Source organism: Enterobacter cloacae complex sp.6700776 (assembly GCF_048284255.1).
In the GTDB taxonomy this organism is placed as follows: Bacteria; Pseudomonadota; Gammaproteobacteria; order Enterobacterales; family Enterobacteriaceae; genus Enterobacter; species Enterobacter intestinihominis.
Genome location: NZ_JBLVYK010000003.1, coordinates 122,455 through 141,452, shown reverse-complemented (window position 1 = coordinate 141,452; position 18,998 = coordinate 122,455). Strand labels below are relative to the sequence as shown.

Annotated in this window: 20 protein-coding genes; 10 read left to right on the top strand and 10 right to left on the bottom strand. The window is 57.2% G+C overall.

The window, feature by feature from the left end:
• Positions 1–39: 39 nt before the first annotated feature.
• The 4 genes from sanA to ACNQ0T_RS06790 form a co-directional block, all read right to left on the bottom strand.
• Positions 40–750 carry an outer membrane permeability protein SanA gene (gene sanA / locus ACNQ0T_RS06805; RefSeq protein WP_022648693.1) on the bottom strand — a complete coding sequence of 237 codons (711 nt, stop codon included), beginning with the start codon at positions 748–750 and terminating at the stop codon, positions 40–42.
• Between the two features lie 127 nt (positions 751–877).
• Positions 878–1,762: a cytidine deaminase gene (gene cdd / locus ACNQ0T_RS06800; protein WP_022648692.1), complete on the bottom strand. Its 885-nt coding sequence runs from the start codon at positions 1,760–1,762 to the stop codon at positions 878–880.
• Between the two features lie 128 nt (positions 1,763–1,890).
• Positions 1,891–2,586 carry a CidB/LrgB family autolysis modulator gene (locus ACNQ0T_RS06795; RefSeq protein ID WP_022648691.1) on the bottom strand — a complete coding sequence of 232 codons (696 nt, stop codon included), beginning with the start codon at positions 2,584–2,586 and terminating at the stop codon, positions 1,891–1,893.
• A complete protein-coding gene (locus tag ACNQ0T_RS06790) occupies positions 2,583–2,978 on the bottom strand; it encodes a CidA/LrgA family protein (RefSeq protein WP_003859308.1) in 396 nt (131 codons plus the stop codon). Before ACNQ0T_RS06790 ends, ACNQ0T_RS06795 begins: the two co-directional genes overlap by 4 nt.
• 168 nt (positions 2,979–3,146) lie before the next feature.
• On the opposite strand from ACNQ0T_RS06790, the gene dusC reads away from it, so the two are divergent.
• Positions 3,147–4,082, top strand: a complete 936-nt coding sequence (gene dusC / locus ACNQ0T_RS06785; RefSeq protein WP_058646980.1) for a tRNA dihydrouridine(16) synthase DusC — start codon at positions 3,147–3,149, stop codon at positions 4,080–4,082.
• Between the two features lie 45 nt (positions 4,083–4,127).
• Here the strand turns inward: dusC and yohP are convergent, their stop codons facing one another.
• Positions 4,128–4,211, bottom strand: coding sequence for a small membrane protein YohP (yohP, locus tag ACNQ0T_RS06780; RefSeq protein ID WP_000698460.1), 84 nt, complete (start codon positions 4,209–4,211; stop codon positions 4,128–4,130).
• A gap of 205 nt (positions 4,212–4,416) precedes the next feature.
• Between yohP and mdtQ the strand changes: the two genes are divergently transcribed.
• Positions 4,417–5,835 (top strand): multidrug resistance outer membrane protein MdtQ, encoded by a 1,419-nt coding sequence (gene mdtQ, locus ACNQ0T_RS06775; protein ID WP_045308653.1) that lies wholly within the window; start codon positions 4,417–4,419, stop codon positions 5,833–5,835.
• Between the two features lie 50 nt (positions 5,836–5,885).
• On the top strand, positions 5,886–6,650 hold the full coding sequence (locus tag ACNQ0T_RS06770) for an SDR family oxidoreductase (RefSeq protein ID WP_063849706.1): 765 nt from the start codon (positions 5,886–5,888) through the stop codon (positions 6,648–6,650).
• A 101-nt stretch (positions 6,651–6,751) separates the two neighbouring features.
• On the opposite strand, the gene ACNQ0T_RS06765 is transcribed toward ACNQ0T_RS06770, so the two are convergent.
• Positions 6,752–7,324 carry a DedA family protein gene (locus ACNQ0T_RS06765; RefSeq protein ID WP_417929803.1) on the bottom strand — a complete coding sequence of 191 codons (573 nt, stop codon included), beginning with the start codon at positions 7,322–7,324 and terminating at the stop codon, positions 6,752–6,754.
• Between the two features lie 157 nt (positions 7,325–7,481).
• Between ACNQ0T_RS06765 and ACNQ0T_RS06760 the strand changes: the two genes are divergently transcribed.
• Together ACNQ0T_RS06760 and pbpG are read left to right on the top strand one after the other, a co-directional pair.
• Entirely contained in the window at positions 7,482–8,069 is a 588-nt protein-coding gene (locus tag ACNQ0T_RS06760) for a Yip1 family protein (RefSeq protein WP_046619131.1), read from the top strand.
• Positions 8,070–8,236: 167 nt separating this feature from the next.
• Positions 8,237–9,160, top strand: a complete 924-nt coding sequence (gene pbpG, locus ACNQ0T_RS06755) for a D-alanyl-D-alanine endopeptidase (RefSeq protein WP_006811291.1) — start codon at positions 8,237–8,239, stop codon at positions 9,158–9,160.
• A gap of 105 nt (positions 9,161–9,265) precedes the next feature.
• On the opposite strand, the gene ACNQ0T_RS06750 is transcribed toward pbpG, so the two are convergent.
• Positions 9,266–9,820 (bottom strand): GNAT family N-acetyltransferase, encoded by a 555-nt coding sequence (locus ACNQ0T_RS06750; protein ID WP_058646977.1) that lies wholly within the window; start codon positions 9,818–9,820, stop codon positions 9,266–9,268.
• A 102-nt stretch (positions 9,821–9,922) separates the two neighbouring features.
• The gene (gene dld, locus ACNQ0T_RS06745) at positions 9,923–11,680 is read right to left on the bottom strand and encodes a D-lactate dehydrogenase (protein WP_023330164.1); all 1,758 of its coding nucleotides are present in this window, start codon (positions 11,678–11,680) and stop codon (positions 9,923–9,925) included.
• A 189-nt stretch (positions 11,681–11,869) separates the two neighbouring features.
• Between dld and bglX the strand changes: the two genes are divergently transcribed.
• The 5 genes from bglX (at position 11,870) to ACNQ0T_RS06720 (ending at position 18,055) form a co-directional block, all read left to right on the top strand.
• A complete protein-coding gene (gene bglX / locus ACNQ0T_RS06740) occupies positions 11,870–14,167 on the top strand; it encodes a beta-glucosidase BglX (RefSeq protein WP_023300580.1) in 2,298 nt (765 codons plus the stop codon).
• Positions 14,168–14,303: 136 nt separating this feature from the next.
• Positions 14,304–15,221, top strand: coding sequence for an ABC transporter substrate-binding protein (locus ACNQ0T_RS06735; RefSeq protein WP_169441232.1), 918 nt, complete (start codon positions 14,304–14,306; stop codon positions 15,219–15,221).
• A gap of 12 nt (positions 15,222–15,233) precedes the next feature.
• On the top strand, positions 15,234–16,391 hold the full coding sequence (locus tag ACNQ0T_RS06730; RefSeq protein WP_417929801.1) for an ABC transporter permease: 1,158 nt from the start codon (positions 15,234–15,236) through the stop codon (positions 16,389–16,391).
• Positions 16,384–17,334 (top strand): ABC transporter ATP-binding protein, encoded by a 951-nt coding sequence (locus tag ACNQ0T_RS06725; RefSeq protein WP_232934179.1) that lies wholly within the window; start codon positions 16,384–16,386, stop codon positions 17,332–17,334. The genes ACNQ0T_RS06730 and ACNQ0T_RS06725 overlap by 8 nt, the downstream gene beginning before the upstream one ends.
• Positions 17,318–18,055 carry an ABC transporter permease gene (locus ACNQ0T_RS06720; protein WP_022648679.1) on the top strand — a complete coding sequence of 246 codons (738 nt, stop codon included), beginning with the start codon at positions 17,318–17,320 and terminating at the stop codon, positions 18,053–18,055. The genes ACNQ0T_RS06725 and ACNQ0T_RS06720 overlap by 17 nt, the downstream gene beginning before the upstream one ends.
• Here the strand turns inward: ACNQ0T_RS06720 and ACNQ0T_RS06715 are convergent.
• Positions 18,030–18,143, bottom strand: a complete 114-nt coding sequence (locus tag ACNQ0T_RS06715) for a protein YohO (RefSeq protein ID WP_022648678.1) — start codon at positions 18,141–18,143, stop codon at positions 18,030–18,032. The two genes, ACNQ0T_RS06720 and ACNQ0T_RS06715, sit on opposite strands and share 26 nt — an antisense overlap.
• Before the next feature lie 69 nt (positions 18,144–18,212).
• Complete coding sequence (mlrA, locus tag ACNQ0T_RS06710) at positions 18,213–18,953, bottom strand: HTH-type transcriptional regulator MlrA (protein ID WP_022648677.1); 741 nt, start codon at positions 18,951–18,953, stop codon at positions 18,213–18,215.
• Positions 18,954–18,998: the final 45 nt, after the last annotated feature.

Genomic DNA, 18,998 nt, shown 5'->3' with positions numbered 1-18,998 from the left:
TAGGTCGGGTAAGGCGAAGCCGCCACCCGACATCAGTTATTACTTCTTCTGCATTTCCAGCAGCTGCTCTGGCGTAACCGCCGGATAGCCTTGCGCATTTTCAGGCACTTCGTGCATCGTTGGGATCGGCACCAGCGGGCCTAAAAAGCGCGGTTCACGCTTGAACAGGTACAGGTCAGCCAGCGCGCCAAAACGGGCGCCAAACTCACGTACGCGTACGCTCAGCATATCTTTTGGCGACGGCACGGCGTAGCACTGGGCCTGGATCCCCATATGCAGGGCGATAAACAGCGCCCGCTCGCAGTGGAAACGCTGGGTGATGATGATGAAATCATTGGTGTCGAACACCTTGCGGGTGCGCACGATGGAATCAAGGGTGCGGAATCCGGCGTAGTCGAGCACGATATCGGCCGGGTCGACGCCTGCGGCAATCAGATCTTTGCGCATCGTCACCGGCTCGTTATAGCTTTGCAGGGCGTTATCGCCGCTCAGCAGCAGATAGTTCACCTTGCCGCTGTTATAGGCGTTCAGCGCGCCCTGAATACGATATCGGTAATACTGATTGATGACGCCGGTGCGGTAATACTTGGCGGTGCCAAGCACCACGCCAACCTGGCGGTAGGGGAGGTCCTGTAGGTCATCAAAAATGTAGGGAGCTGTTTTCCAGCTCATCCAGCGGTCGAGACCCAGCACGATCAACAGCAGTATGCCGACCAGGACAGACAGGCTGTAAAACACGCGCTTTAACATGCAGATGGCTCGTACCGATGATGAAATTTCCCTCAGGCTACTGTACCCGCCTGGTTAGCGCAAGAAACAGCGATTCAACTGAGGGGTTTTTCGTCAGACTGGCGGGCAGATCTGCCCGCCGAACAGATTATGCCAGCAGCACGCGGTCGATGGTTGAACAGCCCAGCGCTTTCAGCGTGGCTGCGGTCGCGTCCCACTGGATCAGCGGTGCATCGGCCTTTTCAGCGAGGATCGCGCGCTGAATATCCGGGTAGTCATACCCGTTCAGGCTGAGCAGGTTCAGGGCGCCCTGGAGCGGAGGCAGCGTCGGGTTAAACGCGGCGTTCTCTGCATAGCTGCCGGTGAAGATGCGGCCGTCGCGGCACTGAAGGGCGACGCCGCTTGGTGATTTGCTGTATGGCGTGTGGCTTTTATTGGCGGCGGCAATGGCCGCTTCGCTGAGCGCATCCCCTGATAGCGCGTAACCGTGGTCCTGCTCGTCCATCAGCAGGGTTTTGATCTCAAGATCTTTAGGGCCAAAAGCATCCGGCAGGTAATCACCCAGCGTATGCGGCGCGCGTCCCGGCAGGTTGATACGCAGTTCAAGACCGCTGTTCAGCTCATTCATAAACTGGCGGCAGTGGCCGCAAGGGGTATAGTTGACGGTGATGGCGCGCAGGGCCTTTTCGCCGCGCAGCCAGGCGTGACTGATGGCACTCTGCTCCGCATGAACGGTTTGCTGCATGGTCGCACCGAGAAATTCCATGTTCCCGCCGAAGTACCAGGTCCCGCTCACGCCGCGCGCAATTGCGCCTACGTTAAAATGGGAAAGGTCAGCGCGGGCGCAAGCAGCCGCCAGCGGAAGCAGGGCGAAAGCCAGCGCGTCTTCGTCCAGCCCCGTTGCCTGTTTAAGCGTCGTGACCTGATCTGCCGTCAGCAGGGCGGGGAAATGCGCATCCGCCAGAACCGGAGCCAGGGCTGATTGCAAATTCTCTGCAAGCTGAGAGAAAGCAGCTTGAAAACGTGGATGCATGACGTTGCCTCATCAAGGTTAATGGATCGGTAGTGTACGGAGCCGTACGGCCTTTATATGTGATCCAAATCTCATTATGTATGCAACTTATGAAATGAAAATGAAATTTGCGCGACGCATCGCAAATTTTAGCCCATTACTGCCAGAATGATCGGGAAGATAAACGGCGCGAGCAGGGAGGTTATAATCCCGCAGATCACCAGCGCCAGGGAGCTGAATGCCCCTTCCTGATAATCCAGCTCCGCGCAGCGTGCGGTGCCCAGCGCGTGCGAGGCGGTACCCATCGCCAGACCGCGCGCCGCTTTGGTCCGAATTTTCATGATATTCAGCAGCGTATGACCAAACACCGCGCCCAGGATACCGACGAAAATCACGCACACGGCGCTGATGGCCGGAATGCCGCCGATACTGCCGCCCACGGCCATGGCAATCGGCGTAGTAACGGATTTAGGCAGGATAGAGGCGGCGATCTGCGGCGATGCGCCCATCAATAAGGCCACCGAGGTACCGGTGATCATCGCAACAAGGCTACCCACAAAGCAGATGGTTATGATGGATTTCCAGCGCGCGCGGATCTGATGCAGTTGCTCATATAAAGGAAACGCCAGCGCCACCACGGCAGGCTGCAACAAATCGTTGAGGATCTTGCTCCCGGCGAAGTAACGTTCATAAGAAATGCCGGTGAGCAGCAGAAAAGGAATAATCACCACCATGGCGACCAGCAGCGGGTTGAGCAACGGCATTTTGAAACGAACCGCAAGCTTACGCGCAGCAAAGAACACCACCAGGGTTAACGGCAGGGACCACCAAATATTCGCCATCATTTTTTTGTTTTCTCCCCGACCACTTTACGTTCGCCATGCACAATATGTGAGCTCCAGCTGACGACCAGGAAAACCACCAGCGTACTGATGGCGCAGGAGACCACTATCGGGCCGAACTGCGCCTTAAGCACATCGTAATACTGCATAACCCCAACGCCGATAGGCACAAAAAGCAGGGCCATATAGCGAATGAGAACGAAGCACCCCGGGTTGACCCATTTCGCGGGCAGCACCTGTAATGCCAGCAGCACAAACAGGATCAACATGCCGATAATGCTGCCGGGGATGGTAATAGGCAGCAGCGACGCGATAAAAATGCCGGCGTACAGGCAGGCATAAATCAGGACGAAGGCGCGAAGGTATTGCCAGATAGTATTCAGTGATTTGCTCATGGTGAAAGTCCTTGCTGAGACGTATTCATCATACAATTAAACCTGAAAATGTGCCACGGATCACATCATGAATTTTGGGCATACCAGACATTCCAGAATGGAACGCCGGGCTTTCAACATACATAGAGAGCAGCTACTATAGCGCGTCTTTTTTCACAGGTACTCAGAATGCGTGTTTTACTGGCCCCGATGGAAGGCGTGCTCGACTCTCTCGTGCGCGAGCTGCTTACCGAGGTGAACGATTACGATCTCTGCGTGACGGAGTTTTTGCGCGTGGTCGATATGTTGCTGCCAGAAAAATCATTTTATCGTCTCTGTCCGGAACTGCATCGTCAGAGCCGCACCCCCTCCGGTACGCTGGTGCGCGTCCAGCTGCTCGGCCAGTATCCTGAGTGGCTGGCGGAAAACGCCGCCCGCGCGGTAGCGCTTGGCTCGTACGGTGTCGATCTTAACTGCGGCTGTCCGTCAAAGCTGGTCAACGGCAGCGGCGGCGGGGCGACGTTACTCAAAGATCCGGAATTGATTTATCGCGGCGCAAAGGCCATGCGTGAGGCGGTGCCATCGCATCTACCGGTGACGGTCAAAGTGCGTCTGGGATGGGACAGCGGCGACAGGCAGTTTGAAATTGCCGACGCGGTGCAGCAGGCAGGCGCCACCGAGCTGGTGGTGCACGGGCGAACCAAAGAGGATGGTTATAAAGCCGAGCGCATTAACTGGCAGGCGATTGGCGAGATCCGCAGACGGCTTACTATTCCGGTGATTGCTAACGGCGAAATCTGGGATTATGAGAGCGCGCAGGCCTGCCTCAAAGAGACCGGCTGTAATGCCGTGATGATTGGCCGCGGTGCGCTGAACGTGCCGAACCTCAGCCGGGTGGTGAAATACAATGAGCCGCGGATGCCGTGGGCGGACGTGGTGAAACTCCTGCAAAAATACACGCGGCTGGAAAAGCAGGGCGATACCGGGTTGTATCACGTCGCGCGCATTAAGCAGTGGCTGAGTTATTTACGGAAAGAGTACGACGACGCGCTGGGATTATTTCAGGAGATCCGTACGCTACAGACGTCGGCGGATATTGCCCGTGTGATCCAGTCGAAGCACTGAGTGAAGTGTGAATACGTTTGCCCGGCGCGGAGCCGGGCAAACGTATCAGAAAATCATTTTGAATACACCGGTTACCACCAGCAGCCCTATCAGAAATATAATCAAAATAGCCCACAATAATATTTTCATTCGCCTCTCCTGCGTATGTCTGTCGTCAGTAAGTGTAGCAGTCAATTCATAATTGGTATGAATAGGTGAAATTAAATCATTCGCTTGAGGAATAAATTTCCGGATATGAAAATGTATAACAATATGCGGATTGCCACGCGTTACTAAAAAACGGAACGTCAGTAAGCGTAAGTTGCGCCTTTATTTTTTTTGAGTTTATGGCGTAATGAAACGTTCTCTTACTTTATCTCTGAGTGCTCCCCTTATTTTTATGCTGTCCGCCTGCGCGCCGGAACATGCCACGGTGTCTCCAGTGAAAACGCAAGCCGCCGCCGCTGCTGTAAATACCCAACTAAGTCATGCCGACTGGCCAAAAAACGAATGGTGGAAAGATTTTAATGACCCTCAGCTTAACGCGCTGATTGCTAAAGCGCTGGCGGATGCACCGGATATGCAAATTGCCCGGCAGCGCATCACCCTGGCAGAAGCACAGGCGAAAGCCGCTGTCGCTGCTGATGGTCCACAAATGGATTTTTCCGCAGATGTGGAACGGCAAAAGATGTCGGCAGAGGGGCTGATGGGGCCATTCGCCCTGACTGACCCGGCGGCGGGGACAACCGGACCCTGGTACACCAACGGCACCTTTGGTCTGACGGCCGGATGGGATCTGGATTTATGGGGTAAAAACCGCGCCCAAATTGAGGCCCGCATCGGTAAGGTGAATGCGCAAAAAGCGGAGCTGGAGCAGACCCGCCAGCTGCTCGCCAGCAGCGTCGCGCGGCTGTACTGGGACTGGCAGACCGAGGCCGCGGTGGGTGACGTGCTCGCGCAGATCAAACGGGAGCAGGAAAATATCATCGGTGCCGATCGTGAGCTTTATCAGCACGGCATTACCTCCTCGGTGGAAGGCGTTGAAACAGATATCAATGCCAGCAAAACCGATGAACAGCTCGCTGACGTGCACGGCAAAATGAAGGCCATTGAGGCGCGTCTGAATGCATTGACCAATACCCCTTCAGTCACGCTCGCCCGGCATGCCTTACCTGACGCAGAGGCGTCGCTGCCGTCAACGCTCGGTTATGAGCTGCTGGCTCGCCGCCCGGATTTGCAGGAGGCGCACTGGTATATCGAAGCGTCCATGAGCGAAGTGGATGCCGCCAGAGCCGCGTTCTACCCTGACATCAATTTGATGGCGTTCTTGCAGCAGGATGCGTTGCACCTTAGCGACCTGTTCCGCTCATCTGCTCAGCAAATGGGCGTAACCGCGGGGCTGACGCTGCCAATTTTTGACAGTGGTCGGTTGAATGCGAACCTGGATATCGCCCAGGCACAAAACAACCTCTCCGTGGCGAACTACAACAAGGCCGTAGTGGACGCCGTAAACCAGGTTGCCCGGACGGCCAGCGAAGTGGAAACCCTGACCGCCAAAAATCAGCACCAGCAGCAGATCGAAAAAGATGCGGCGCGCGTCGTTGCGCTGGCACAGGCGCGCTTCAGCGCGGGGATCATTGCCGGCTCGCGGGTGAGTGAAGCAAAAATTCCGGCGCTCAAAGAGCGTATTGCCGGGTTGATGCTGAAAGGTCAGTACGTGGATGCTACGCTCCAGCTCACCTCCGCGCTGGGTGGCGGATATCATCACAGCTAAAATCGCGCATTATCTATACTTACCTCTTTGCAGATTTTCAGGAGGTGAGTATGACGCGAGTCGCAATTGTTACCGCATCGGATTCAGGAATTGGCAAAACGACGGCCCTGATGCTGGCCGAACGCGGGTTTGATATCGGGGTGACCTGGCATTCAGATGAGGAAGGGGCGCTGGCAACCTGCCGTGAAATTGAAGCGCGCGGGCAGAGTGCCGAGGCCATCCAGCTCGACTTAAGCAATTTGCCGGAAGGCGCAAAGGCCATTGAAACCCTGATTACGCGTTTCGGGCGGCTGGATGTGCTGGTAAACAATGCCGGGGCGATGAACAAAGCGCCATTTCTGGACCTGTCGTTTGACGACTGGCGGCACATATTCACCGTTGACGTGGACGGCGCGTTTCTCTGCTCGCAAATCGCGGCGCGTCAGATGGTGAAGCAGGGAGAAGGGGGGCGGATCGTGAACATCACCTCGGTGCATGAACATACACCATTGCCGGACGCCAGCGCCTATACGGCGGCCAAACATGCGCTGGGCGGGTTAACAAAGTCGATGGCGCTGGAGCTGGTTAAACATAAGATTCTGGTGAACGCCGTTGCGCCTGGTGCGATCGCCACGCCGATGAATGATATGGACGACAGCGAAGTGAAAGAAGGCTCAATGCCGGAAATCCCGCTGGCACGGCCAGGGCATACCAAAGAAATAGCCAGCCTGGTGGCGTGGCTGTGTGACAGCGACGCCAGCTACACCACCGGGCAGTCGTTTATCGTCGACGGCGGTTTTATGCTGGCGAATCCGCAGTTTAAGCCAGCAGAATAAACATTCCCCTCACCCCAGCCCTCTCCCCAAAGGGGAGAGGGTGTATAGAGTTCCCTCTCCCCTTTGGGGAGAGGGGTAGGGTGAGGGGCAGCAGGCCGCACTCACTCTTCATCCCGCCGCTTTTCACGATGCTTGAGCCACAGCCGTACCCCAATCACCACCGCAACAACCAGGATCAGCCAGGCCCAGTGTTTAAGATGCTGATCGAGATTATGCAGCCACGGGCCTATCACTTCGCCACCCACGTAGCCAAGCGTGGTAAAAATCAGCGCCCAGGCAATCGCCCCGATAATGTTCAGCGGCAGGAAAATTTTCGGCGGTAAGCGGCTCGCGCCAATCAGTATTGGCCCAATGATGCGAAAGCCATACATAAAGCGGGTGCCAATCACAAACATATAGGGATGCCGCTGGATAAGCAGCTGAGCACGACGAATTTTCTTTTGATGCTTAGCAAAACGTTGTAAAAGCGTCGGACCAAAGCGCAGTCCCAGAAAGTAGAGCAGCTGGTCGCCAATCATACCGCCCAGTGCGACGGCGGCGACCACCAGCGGGAATTTCAGCAATCCCTGATGTGCGGCCACTCCGCCCAGCAGCGTGATGGTTTCACCCTCTGCCACGCTGCCGATGACCAGCGCGGCGTATCCATATTGTTCAATATGACCGTTGATATCCATTAAGTAAATGTCGTCTCCCTTACTGTGCCTGCGTTAATCATATACCCCATCCATCAACCACGCGGCAATCAACGGAAATTTCCCACTGTACATAAAATAATCTAAAGCCTGCATTATACTTTAGCTATCGCTGACGGGCCGACAACAAGGGGGCGTTATGAACCATGTCTGGGGACTTTTCTCCCATCCCGATCGTGAAATGCAGGTCATCCGTAACGAGAACGAAACGGTCGCGCATCACTACACCCACCACGTCCTGCTGATGGCAGCGGTGCCGGTGGTCTGCGCGTTTATTGGTACTACGCAAATAGGCTGGAACTTTGGTGACGGCACCGTGTTTCAGCTTTCCTGGTTTACCGGACTGTACCTGGCCATTCTGTTTTATGGCCTGATGCTGGCCGGGGTGGCGGTAATGGGGCGGGTCATCCACTGGATGGCGCGCAACTATCCGCAGCGCCCGTCGCTGGCACACTGTATGGTCTTCGCCGGATACGTCGCGACCCCGCTGTTCTTAAGCGGTATTGTTGCGCTCTATCCACTGGTCTGGCTGTGCGCGCTGATCGGTACGGTTGCCCTCTTTTACACCGGTTATCTGCTGTATGTAGGAGTGCCAACCTTCCTCAACATCAATAAAGAAGAGGGCCTGAGCTTCTCCAGCTCTACGCTTGCCATCGGCGTGCTGGTCCTTGAGGCGCTACTGGCCCTGACAGTTATTCTTTGGGGTTATGGATACCGTCTCTTTTAAGTCCCCTGCATTGCTGGCGTAAATGCCAGCAATGCAGCATCTGGTTATGATTCTCCGCTGGCGACAACGCACGGTGACCGCTATGATGCCGAAGCCAGCCTGTGTTTATCCGTCGACACAGGCGGTGTACGTCATAACGTGCGTGAATCATTATCAGAAGTCTCATCATGCTGAAATTTCGAGTGTCACTCCTTAGTCTTGCGCTACTGTTGGGCGTCTCCGCTACCGCGCCAGCCATCGCCAAAACGCCCGCAGTTGCCACCGCTGCTGCGCAACCCCAGATTGCGTCCGGCAGCGCGATGATCGTTGACCTGAATACCAACAAGGTGATCTACGCCAGTCACCCGGATCTGGTGCGCCCGATCGCTTCCATAACCAAAGTCATGACCGCGATGGTGGTGCTTGATGCACGACTGCCGCTGGATGAAAAGCTAAAAGTGGATATCAGCCACACGCCAGAGATGAAAGGGATCTACTCTCGCGTGCGTCTGAACAGTGAAATCAGCCGTAAAAATATGCTGCTGTTGGCGCTGATGTCCTCAGAGAACCGGGCGGCGGCGAGCCTTGCCCACCATTATCCTGGCGGTTACGACGCGTTTATCCGCGCGATGAATGCCAAAGCCAAAGCGCTGGGGATGAAAAATACCCATTTCGTGGAGCCAACCGGTCTGTCGATCCATAACGTCTCGACGGCGCGTGATTTAACCAAGCTGCTGATCGCCAGTAAGCAATACCCGCTGATTGGTCAGCTCAGCACCACGCGTGAGGAGATGGCGACATTCTCGAACCCGGCGTATACGCTGCCGTTCCGCAACACTAACCATCTGGTGTATCGCGATAACTGGAATATTCAGTTAACCAAGACCGGATTTACCAATGCGGCAGGGCACTGCCTGGTGATGCGTACCGTGTTTAACGGTAAACCAGTGGCGCTGGTGGTGATGGATGCCTTCGGCAAATATACCCACTTTGCGGATGCCAGCCGCCTGCGCACCTGGATTGAAACCGGGAAAGTGCAGCCGGTGCCGGCTTCAGCGCTGGCGTATAAAAAGCAGAAAGCGGAACAGATGGCGACAGCGCAGAACGACTGAGTCGCCTGTCTGTGCCGGGTGGCGGCTTCGCCTTACCCGGCCTACGGTCCTAAAGCGGCCCCGATACGTAGGCCCGGTAAGCGGAGCGCCACCGGGCGAAAGCGCCTACTCCGGCAGCGTCCAGTCACCATCGTTGAGTGGACGCTGCATGATCAACGTATCCCGCCAGTCGCCCTTCTTATACCCCACGCTGCGCAGTTGACCGACAACCTCGAAGCCATGTTTTTTATGCAGCCGTAACGATCCCGCATTATTGTTTCCGTCACCGACCACAGCAATCATCTGCCGCCAGGGACCTTGCTCACACCGTGCAATCAGGGCATCCATCAGCGCCGTACCAAACCCGCGCCCGGTGGTGCTGGCATCCACATAGATGGATTCCTCAAGGGTGTACCGGTAGGCCTGGCGTGGACGATAAAACGTGGCGTAGCAATAGCCGACGACAATGCCGCGATACAGCGCAACCAGCCACGGTAAACCGCTGTCGGTCACACTCTTCATCCGCTGACGCATCTCATCGACGGTGGGGGGAACTTCCTCGAAGGACGCACGGCCATGAAGCACATGCCAGGCGTATATCGCCGAGATGGCATGTGCATCGTCAGGAAGGGCGTCGCGCACCTCGATTTCAGTTTCGGGTAAAATCTCTACAGCCGACATGTTCTGCCCGCTCCTTGTTTGGAAAGCCAGAGAAACGTTTCTCTGGCAACAGGCAGATACTCTAGTACGATTGAGGAGAGCTTAACAATCTCTTAAATTTGGCTATAGGCGTTCATCAGAGGCTTGCGTATTGTGCTCCTCTGTTTCGGCACTCTCTTTCCAGTATTTCTTCCGCGTTGTCTTACCAATGCCGGGGTTCATACTGTTTGTAGGGTCATTTTTGCGATAAAACTGTTTAAGCGTCTCCGGCGCTTTGTACAAATGCCCCACGTTGTGCTCGGCAGGATATTGCGCGCCACGCTCGTGCAGCAACGCCAGCATTTGCTCTTTCAACGCATGCGCATCCACCCCTTTTTTGACGATGTAATCCTGGTGGAAGACATAGCACATGAAGTGGCCGTAATAGAGCTTGTGCACCAGCTTGCTGTCAATCTCCGGCGGCAGATGTTCAAACCACTCGGTATCGTTGCGACGCAGGGCAATATCCAGCGCCAAAATATCCTCTACCTCTTCGGAATGCACAGCCTGATAACGGATAGCCGCACCCGCCGCGGCGAAGCGGTGCAGGAAGGCTTTGCTGCCTTCTTCCGGCGTGCAGGCGAAGAAATCCCCGTCGGCAGTTTTGAAGAACTCGGTGAGCCAGCTCTGCGCTTCGGCAATTCCGTCCCCGGCCATTTTCAGCAGCAGGTGGTGCTCATACTTATCGCGCCAGGTCTTCATCCGCTCCGGTAAATGCGCCGGGAAGGCGTTGCCCAGTTTCTGCATAAAGCGGTCGGTGAAGTGCGGTTTGAACAGCGACACTTTCTCCAGCATCGCGTCGGTGCGGCCCTTCATGGTGAAGAAGAACGGCATTTTGTCGGTGCCGAGCTTGTCGATCATCAGGAAGGTATCTTTGCCGTAGCGCTCGGCGATGTCATAAATGTCCCGGTGCATATACTCGCCCGCCACCGGCAGGTGAGTGAACTCGGCCAGAATATGACGGCGGATCTCCGTCAGCACCTCCGGCTGATTGGTGCCAATGTAAAACACCTGCTGCTTTTTCTCTGCCGGGAAGGTATCGAGGCGCACCGCAAAAACGGCCAGCTTGCCCGCGCAGCCGGAGGATTCAAACAGGCGATCCGGATCGGCGTTATAGCGCGCTGGCGTATCGGCATTGATATCGCGCACGCGGGTGATGTAATCGTGGTCATGCGCGTGACGGCCATCGTGCTGAACGTCTTCGTCCTTCACGCGGTCATCGTCAAGTTTGCTGAGGATCTGCTCTGGCGTTACACCCAGATCGATCCCCAGATGGTTAACCAGCGTCAGCTTGCCGTTTTCATCGATACGGGCAAACAGCGACATCTCCGTGTAGGCCGGGCCGCGCTGCACCAGCGAGCCGCCGGAGTTATTGCAGATCCCGCCGATCACCGAGGCACCAATGCACGAAGAGCCGATCACCGAGTGCGGTTCGCGACCCAGCGGCTTAAGCGCCTTTTCCAGCGAGTAGAGCGTGGTGCCGGGGAAGGCGAGTACCTGTTCGCCCTTGTCCAGCAGGTGCAGTTTGTCGAGGCGCAGGGTGCTGATAATCACGATGTCACGATCGTAATCGTTGCCGTTCGGCGTGGAGCCTTCAGTCAGGCCGGTGTTAGCAGCCTGCATTAAAATAATCTTGTCTGCCGCAACGCAGGCGCTGAGCACGCGCCACAGTTCGAGCAACGTACCGGGGAAGACCACCGCCAGCGCGTCGCCCTGGCCGGAGCGAAAGCCCTTACGGTAGCGGGCGGTTTTGGCCGGGTCGGTAAGCAGGTGAGAGTGACCAACCAGGCGCGACAGTTCGTTAATAAAAGTAGTGTTATCGTTAGTTCGAACAGAAGACATCTTCCACTCCTTGTGGTGGGGCAAATTTCTCGCTGTAAAGCATAGCGCGATTAGCCGTTGAGCGGTCGGGTATTCATGAGAAAAATCAGAGAATAACCCTGCAAGGTTTTCAGGCTTTGTGGCACACTGCGCTTTTCGCACGGTCTGGCCGGGTGCTTCCCGCGGTTATTGATGAGAGAGAATAACAACATGAAATGGCTATGTTCTGTAGGTGTCGCCGTCAGCCTGGCGCTCCAACCTGCGCTGGCAGAGGATTTGTTTGGTAATCACCCGCTCACGCCTGAAGCCCGCGACGCCTTTGTCACGGATTTACTCAAAAAGATGACGGTCGATGAGAAAATCGGCCAGCTGCGCCTGATCAGCGTCGGCCCGGAGAACCCGAAAGAAGCCATTCGCGAGATGATCAAAGACGGGCAGGTAGGAGCCATTTTTAACACCGTTACCCGCCAGGATATCCGCAAAATGCAGGATCAGGTGATGGAACTGAGCCGCCTGAAAATTCCCCTGTTCTTCGCCTACGACGTGGTGCACGGCCAGCGTACCGTCTTCCCGATTAGCCTCGGCTTAGCCTCCTCCTTTAACCTCGATGCGGTGAAAACCGTCGGGCGCGTATCGGCATATGAAGCCGCAGACGACGGCCTGAACATGACCTGGGCGCCGATGGTAGACGTCTCCCGCGATCCGCGCTGGGGCCGTGCTTCGGAGGGCTTTGGGGAAGATACTTATTTAACCGCCACGATGGGCAAAACCATGGTGGAAGCGATGCAGGGCAAAAGTCCGGCAGATCGTTACTCGGTGATGACCAGCGTCAAGCACTTCGCCGCCTATGGCGCGGTGGAAGGCGGCAAAGAGTACAACACCGTGGACATGAGCCCGCAGCGCCTGTTTAACGACTATATGCCGCCGTACAAAGCGGGGCTGGACGCGGGCAGCGGCGCGGTGATGGTGGCATTGAACTCTCTCAACGGCACGCCTGCCACCTCCGATTCGTGGCTGCTGAAAGATGTGCTGCGCGACCAGTGGGGCTTCAAGGGCATCACCGTTTCGGATCACGGGGCGATTAAAGAGCTGATAAAGCACGGCACAGCGTCTGACCCGGAAGATGCGGTACGCGTGGCGCTCAAGTCCGGCATCAACATGAGCATGAGCGACGAATACTACAGCAAATACCTGCCGGGGCTGGTGAAGAGCGGCAAGGTGACGATGGCGGAGCTGGACGATGCCGCTCGCCACGTGCTGAACGTGAAATATGACATGGGGCTGTTTAACGATCCTTACAGCCATCTGGGGCCGAAGGAATCTGATCCGGCGGACACCAATGCTGAAAGCCGCCTGCACCGCAAAGAAGCCCGCGAAGTGGCGCGCGAAAGCCTGGTACTGCTGAAAAACCGTCTCGACACGCTGCCGCTGAAAAAATCCGGCACCATTGCCGTGGTCGGTCCGCTGGCCGACAGCAAGCGTGACGTCATGGGCAGCTGGTCCGCCGCAGGCGTGGCGGATCAGTCCGTTACCGTGCTGACAGGCATTAAGAGCGCCGTGGGTGATAATGCAAAAGTGGTTTACGCCAAAGGCGCAAACGTCACCGACGATAAAGACATCGTGACCTTCCTCAACCAGTACGAGGAAGCGGTGAAGGTGGATCCACGCACGCCGAAAGAGATGATCGACGAAGCGGTTAACGCCGCGAAGCAGTCCGACGTGGTGGTCGCCGTGGTAGGTGAAGCGCAGGGGATGGCGCACGAAGCCTCCAGCCGGACCGACATCACTATCCCGCAAAGCCAGCGTGACCTGATCGCGGCCCTGAAAGCCACCGGCAAGCCGCTGGTGCTGGTGCTGATGAACGGGCGTCCGCTGGCGCTGGTGAAAGAAGACCAGCAGGCTGACGCCATTCTGGAAACCTGGTTCGCCGGTACCGAAGGCGGTAACGCCATTGCCGACGTGCTGTTTGGCGATTACAACCCGTCCGGCAAGCTGCCGATGTCCTTCCCGCGCTCCGTCGGGCAGATCCCGGTTTACTACAGCCACCTGAACACCGGTCGTCCGTACAACGCCGACAAGCCGAACAAGTACACGTCCCGTTACTTCGACGAGGCTAACGGCCCGCTCTATCCGTTTGGCTATGGCCTGAGTTACACCACGTTTAAGGTCTCTGACGTGAAAATGTCGGCGCCGACCCTGAAGCGTGACGGCAAAGTGACCGCCAGCGTGGAAGTGACCAACAGCGGCAAACGCGAAGGCGCGACGGTGATCCAGATGTACGTTCAGGATGTCACGGCCTCCATGAGCCGTCCGGTGAAACAGCTGCGCGGCTTCGAAAAGGTCAACCTGAAACCGGGCGAAACCAAAACGGTCAGCTTCCCGATTGACGTAAATGCGCTGAAGTTCTGGAATCAGCAGATGAAATACGATGCCGAGCCTGGCAAATTCAACGTCTTCATCGGCGTGGATTCCGCCCGCGTGAACAAAGCCGAGTTCGAACTGCAATAATCTTACCTTCCTCCCCATCCCCCGCCTGGCGGGGGATGCCTCTCATCTGGTACGAAAAACGGTTAAATTCACTGTTTTAAGCTACGCTTTTCTCTCAAGCCTATGAAAAAGGCCACAAAATAATGAGGAAAGCAGAATGACGATTATTAAGGGGATAACAGGGTCGGCGGTGCTTCTGGCGGCGCTGAGCCTGCCGTTACAGGCCGCAGAGCCGGTTAAGGTGGGTTCCAAAATTGATACCGAGGGCGCGTTGCTCGGCAATATCATTTTGCAGGTACTCGAAAGCCACGGCGTGAAAACGGTCAATAAAGTGCAGCTTGGCACCACGCCTGTCGTGCGCGGTGCTATCACTTCCGGCGAGCTGGATATCTACCCGGAATACACCGGCAACGGGGCATTCTTCTTCAAGGATGAAAACGATCCGGCCTGGAAAAATGCCAAAGCCGGGTACGAAAAAGTCAAAAAGCTGGACGCGGAAAAAAATAAGCTGGTCTGGCTTACACCGGCACCGGCCAATAACACCTGGACCATCGCGGTGCGCAAAGATATCGCCGAGAAAGGCAAGCTCACCTCGCTTGACGATCTCAGCCGCTACCTGAAAGAGAAGGGCGAGTTTAAGCTCGCGGCCTCGGCAGAGTTTATCGAGCGCGCTGATGCCCTGCCAGCGTTTGAAAAAGCTTATGATTTCAAGCTCGATCAGGCACAGCTACTCTCTCTGGCGGGCGGCGACACGGCGGTGACCATTAAGGCGGCGGCGCAGAAAACCTCCGGCGTCAACGCGGCGATGGCTTACGGCACCGACGGCCCGGTCGCGGCGCTTGGTCTGCAAACCCTGACCGACCCGAAAGGCGTTCAGCCAATTTACGCCCCAACCCCGGTCGTGCGCGAGGCGGTGCTGAAAGCCTACCCGGAGATCGACGATTGGCTCAAACCGGTGTTTGAAAAACTGGATGCGAAAACGCTGCAACAGCTGAATGCCAGCATTGCCGTAGAGGGGCTGGATGCCAAAAAAGTGGCTGCCGACTTCCTGAAACAACAAGGGCTTGTGAAGTAACGGGATAAGGCTGTGCCAATAAAATGTCATAACCGCGTCCTGCTGCTGTTGGTCTGTGTGGCCATCGTGGCGGTCGCGTTACCTTTTGTGAATGTCGCGCCAAACCGTCTGGTGTCGGGCGAACCGCGTGCGCTGTGGCAGATCTGGGCATTTACGCCGCTGCTGCTGGGCGCGGCGCTGGCGAGTACCGTAGTCTTAGCCTACTGGCCGGGGCGAACCGCGCTGTGGCTAACGCTTCTGCTCAGCGAAGCGCTGTTTATCGTACTGTTCTGGAGCGCGGGACAGGCGGCAACGCAGATGGCCTCGGTTGAAAGCCCGCTGGCGCGCACGTCGATTGGCAGCGGCCTGTGGCTGTGGCTGGCACTCTGCCTGCTGGCCTGTAGCGATGCCATTCGCCGCCTGACGCCGATACCTGTGTGGCGCTGGCTGCTGAACGCGCAATTCTGGGTTATTCCCCTGCTGATCCTCTTCAGCGGCGATCTGAATCAACTCTCGCTGTTAAAAGAGTACGTCAACCGCCAGGAGGTGTTTGACAACGCGCTGGCGCAACATCTGACGATCCTGTTCGGGACGCTGGTCCCGGCGCTGCTGCTGGGCGTGCCGCTGGGCATGTGGTGCTACCGACATCCCAGCCGCCAGGGTGCCGTCTTTACCGTGCTCAACGTTATTCAGACCATCCCCTCCGTTGCCCTGTTTGGCCTGCTGATTGCCCCCCTCGCCGGTCTGGTTAAATCCTTCCCTGCGTTGGCCGCGGCAGGCATTGCCGGAACCGGGCTGACCCCGGCGCTGATTGCCCTTGTGTTGTATGCGCTGCTGCCACTGGTGCGCGGCGTGGTGGCGGGGTTAAGCCAGGTTCCGCCCGACGTGCTGGAAAGCGCCCATGCGATGGGGATGAGTGCGCGCCAGTGTTTCTGGAAAATACAGCTGCCGCTTGCGCTTCCGCTGCTTGTTCGCAGCCTGCGGGTGGTGACGGTGCAAACCGTTGGGATGGCGGTAATTGCCGCGCTGATCGGGGCGGGCGGCTTTGGGGCGCTGGTGTTCCAGGGGCTGCTCAGCAGCGCGCTGGATCTGGTGTTGCTGGGCGTTGTGCCCACGATTGCGCTGGCGGTCGTGCTGGATGCCTTATTTGCCCTGTGGCTCGCGCTGCTCAGGAGAAGAGCCAATGATTGAATTTCATGATGTGAGTAAAACCTTTGCGGGCCGTCCGGCGGCAAGCCATCTCAATCTGCATTTTGCCGAGGGGGCGTTCTCGGTATTGATCGGGACGTCGGGGTCGGGAAAATCGACGACGCTGAAGATGATCAATCGGCTGGTGGAGCACGACAGCGGGACGATTCGCTTTGCCGGAGAGGAGATCCGCAGCCTGCCGGTGCTGGAGCTGCGGCGGCGTATGGGCTACGCCATTCAGTCCATCGGCCTGTTTCCCCACTGGACGGTGGCGCAGAACATTGCCACCGTGCCACAGCTGGAAAAATGGTCCCGGGGGAAGATCAATGAGCGTGTCGACGAGTTGATGGCGCTGCTGGGCCTGGACGCGTCGCTTCGCGACCGCTACCCGCACCAGCTATCCGGCGGACAACAGCAGCGGGTCGGGGTGGCGCGCGCGCTGGCCGCTAACCCGCAGGTACTGCTGATGGATGAGCCCTTCGGCGCGCTGGATCCGGTCACCCGCGGCGCACTTCAGGCTGAGATGAGCCGCATCCACCGTATTCTAGGGCGCACCATCGTGCTGGTGACGCATGATATCGACGAAGCACTGCGGCTGGCCGATCGTCTGGTACTGATGGATCACGGCGAAGTCGTCCAGCAGGGTACGCCGCTTGAGCTGTTAACGTCGCCAGCAAACGATTTTGTGCGTGAGTTCTTTGGCCGCAGCGAGCTGGGTGTCAGGCTGCTCTCGCTGCGCACCGTCAGGGACTATCTGCGTCCGCAGGATGCGAAAATCGGTGGTGAACCGCTGCATGACGGGATGAGCCTGCGCGATGCCCTTTCGGCGTTTGTCGCCCGGCAGTGTGAGGTGTTGCCCGTTGCGGACGGGCAGGGTACGCCATGCGGGACGATCCATTTTCGCGATCTGCTGGCGGGGGAGGTGACGCGTGAAGTGGGTCCGTGATCCGTTACTCTGGCTGACAGGGCTGTTTATCGCCTTACTCTACCTGATGCCGCACAGCGCGGCGCTGTTTAATGCGCTTATTCCCGGGCTGCCGCGCCCGGTGTACCAGCAGGAGAGCTTTGTTAATCTCACCCTGGCGCACTTCTGGCTGGTAGCGGCGTCAAGCGTGATTGCCATCGTGCTGGGCACAGGCGCCGGTATTGCGGTGACGCGGCCTGCGGGCAGGGAGTTCCGTCCGCTGGTGGAGACCATCGCCGCAACGGGGCAGACCTTCCCGCCGGTGGCCGTGCTGGCGATTGCCGTGCCGGCGATCGGTTTTGGGCAGGAGCCTGCCATCATTGCGCTGATCTTGTACGGCGTGTTGCCCATTCTGCAAGGGACGCTGGCGGGCATTGCGGCGGTGCCTGCATCGGTGCTGAGCGTAGCGGAAGGGATGGGAATGAGCGCCTGGCAGCGGCTACTGAAGGTTGAACTGCCGCTGGCCGCACCGGTGATTATTGCCGGTGTGCGGACGTCCGTGATCATCAACATTGGTACGGCAACCATCGCGTCGACGGTCGGGGTCAATACGCTGGGGACGCCAATCATTATTGGGTTAAGCGGGTTTAACACGGCTTATATTATTCAGGGGGCGGTTCTGGTTGCGCTGGCGGCGATTGTGGTGGATCGCCTGTTTGAACGCCTGGCCGGATACCTCAGCCAACACCGCCGCGAACAATAAACGAGTAACCTGCAAGCATAACGCCACCGATACCGCTGACGGCCATCAGTGCAAAAAGGGTAATTACGGCCAGTTTCGTTGCCTTCATCATGCGCTCCTGTTGTTAACGGAACAATTATACGGTGAAGCGCAGCTGTTAATGAACCATTAAATGCCGTTACAACGCATTTGGCCCCAGCGAGTAAACGGGATAACCATGTTCGCGCCATTCCGTCAGGAGCTGCTGCTGGGAAGCGGAGGGGACTTCGCCACACCAGACCAGCAGCGTCTGCCCCTCAAACAGTTCCGGCCTGAGCTGTGCCAGGGAGTGTGCAAGCACGTCAACGCGCCAGCCCTGCTGGGTGGCAATCCAGGCTTCGAGCCACAGCCGGGTGGTATCGTGGACGTTCCAGCCGATCACCAGCGCATCTTTGCTGTTTTTATTCCGCGCTGAGGCAAGACAGACGGAAATATAGTTAATCAGCACGCCATCAAGCATGCTGAGCAGTGCCTGTAAGGTGGTTTGCTGACACTGAAGCCGACGCCGTAGGGGAATAAAAAGATGGGTGATCAGTGTTTGCGCGGGGTAGTCTCGACCCTGTTCTTTGATCCAGCCGCGCAGACGCTGCAAATTGCCGGTCTGCAACAGCCTCAGCAGCGTTTCCTGCTGCTCGCGCCAGAGATGCTGCGTATCAGGATCGTCCTGGCTCAGAAGCGATTTCACCTTGCCTACCTGTACGCCATTGTCGATCCAGCTTTTGATCTCGCGGATCCGGTCAATATCCGCATCGTTAAACAGGCGGTGCCCGCCGTCCGTTCTTTGCGGCTTAAGCAATCCATACCGTCGCTGCCACGCCCGTAGCGTAACGGGATTGATATCACACAGGAGTGCCACTTCACCTATCGTGTAAAGCGCCATTTTCGCCCCCAGGCTTGCGCGTCCCCAGCTTAACTGTAGACCCAC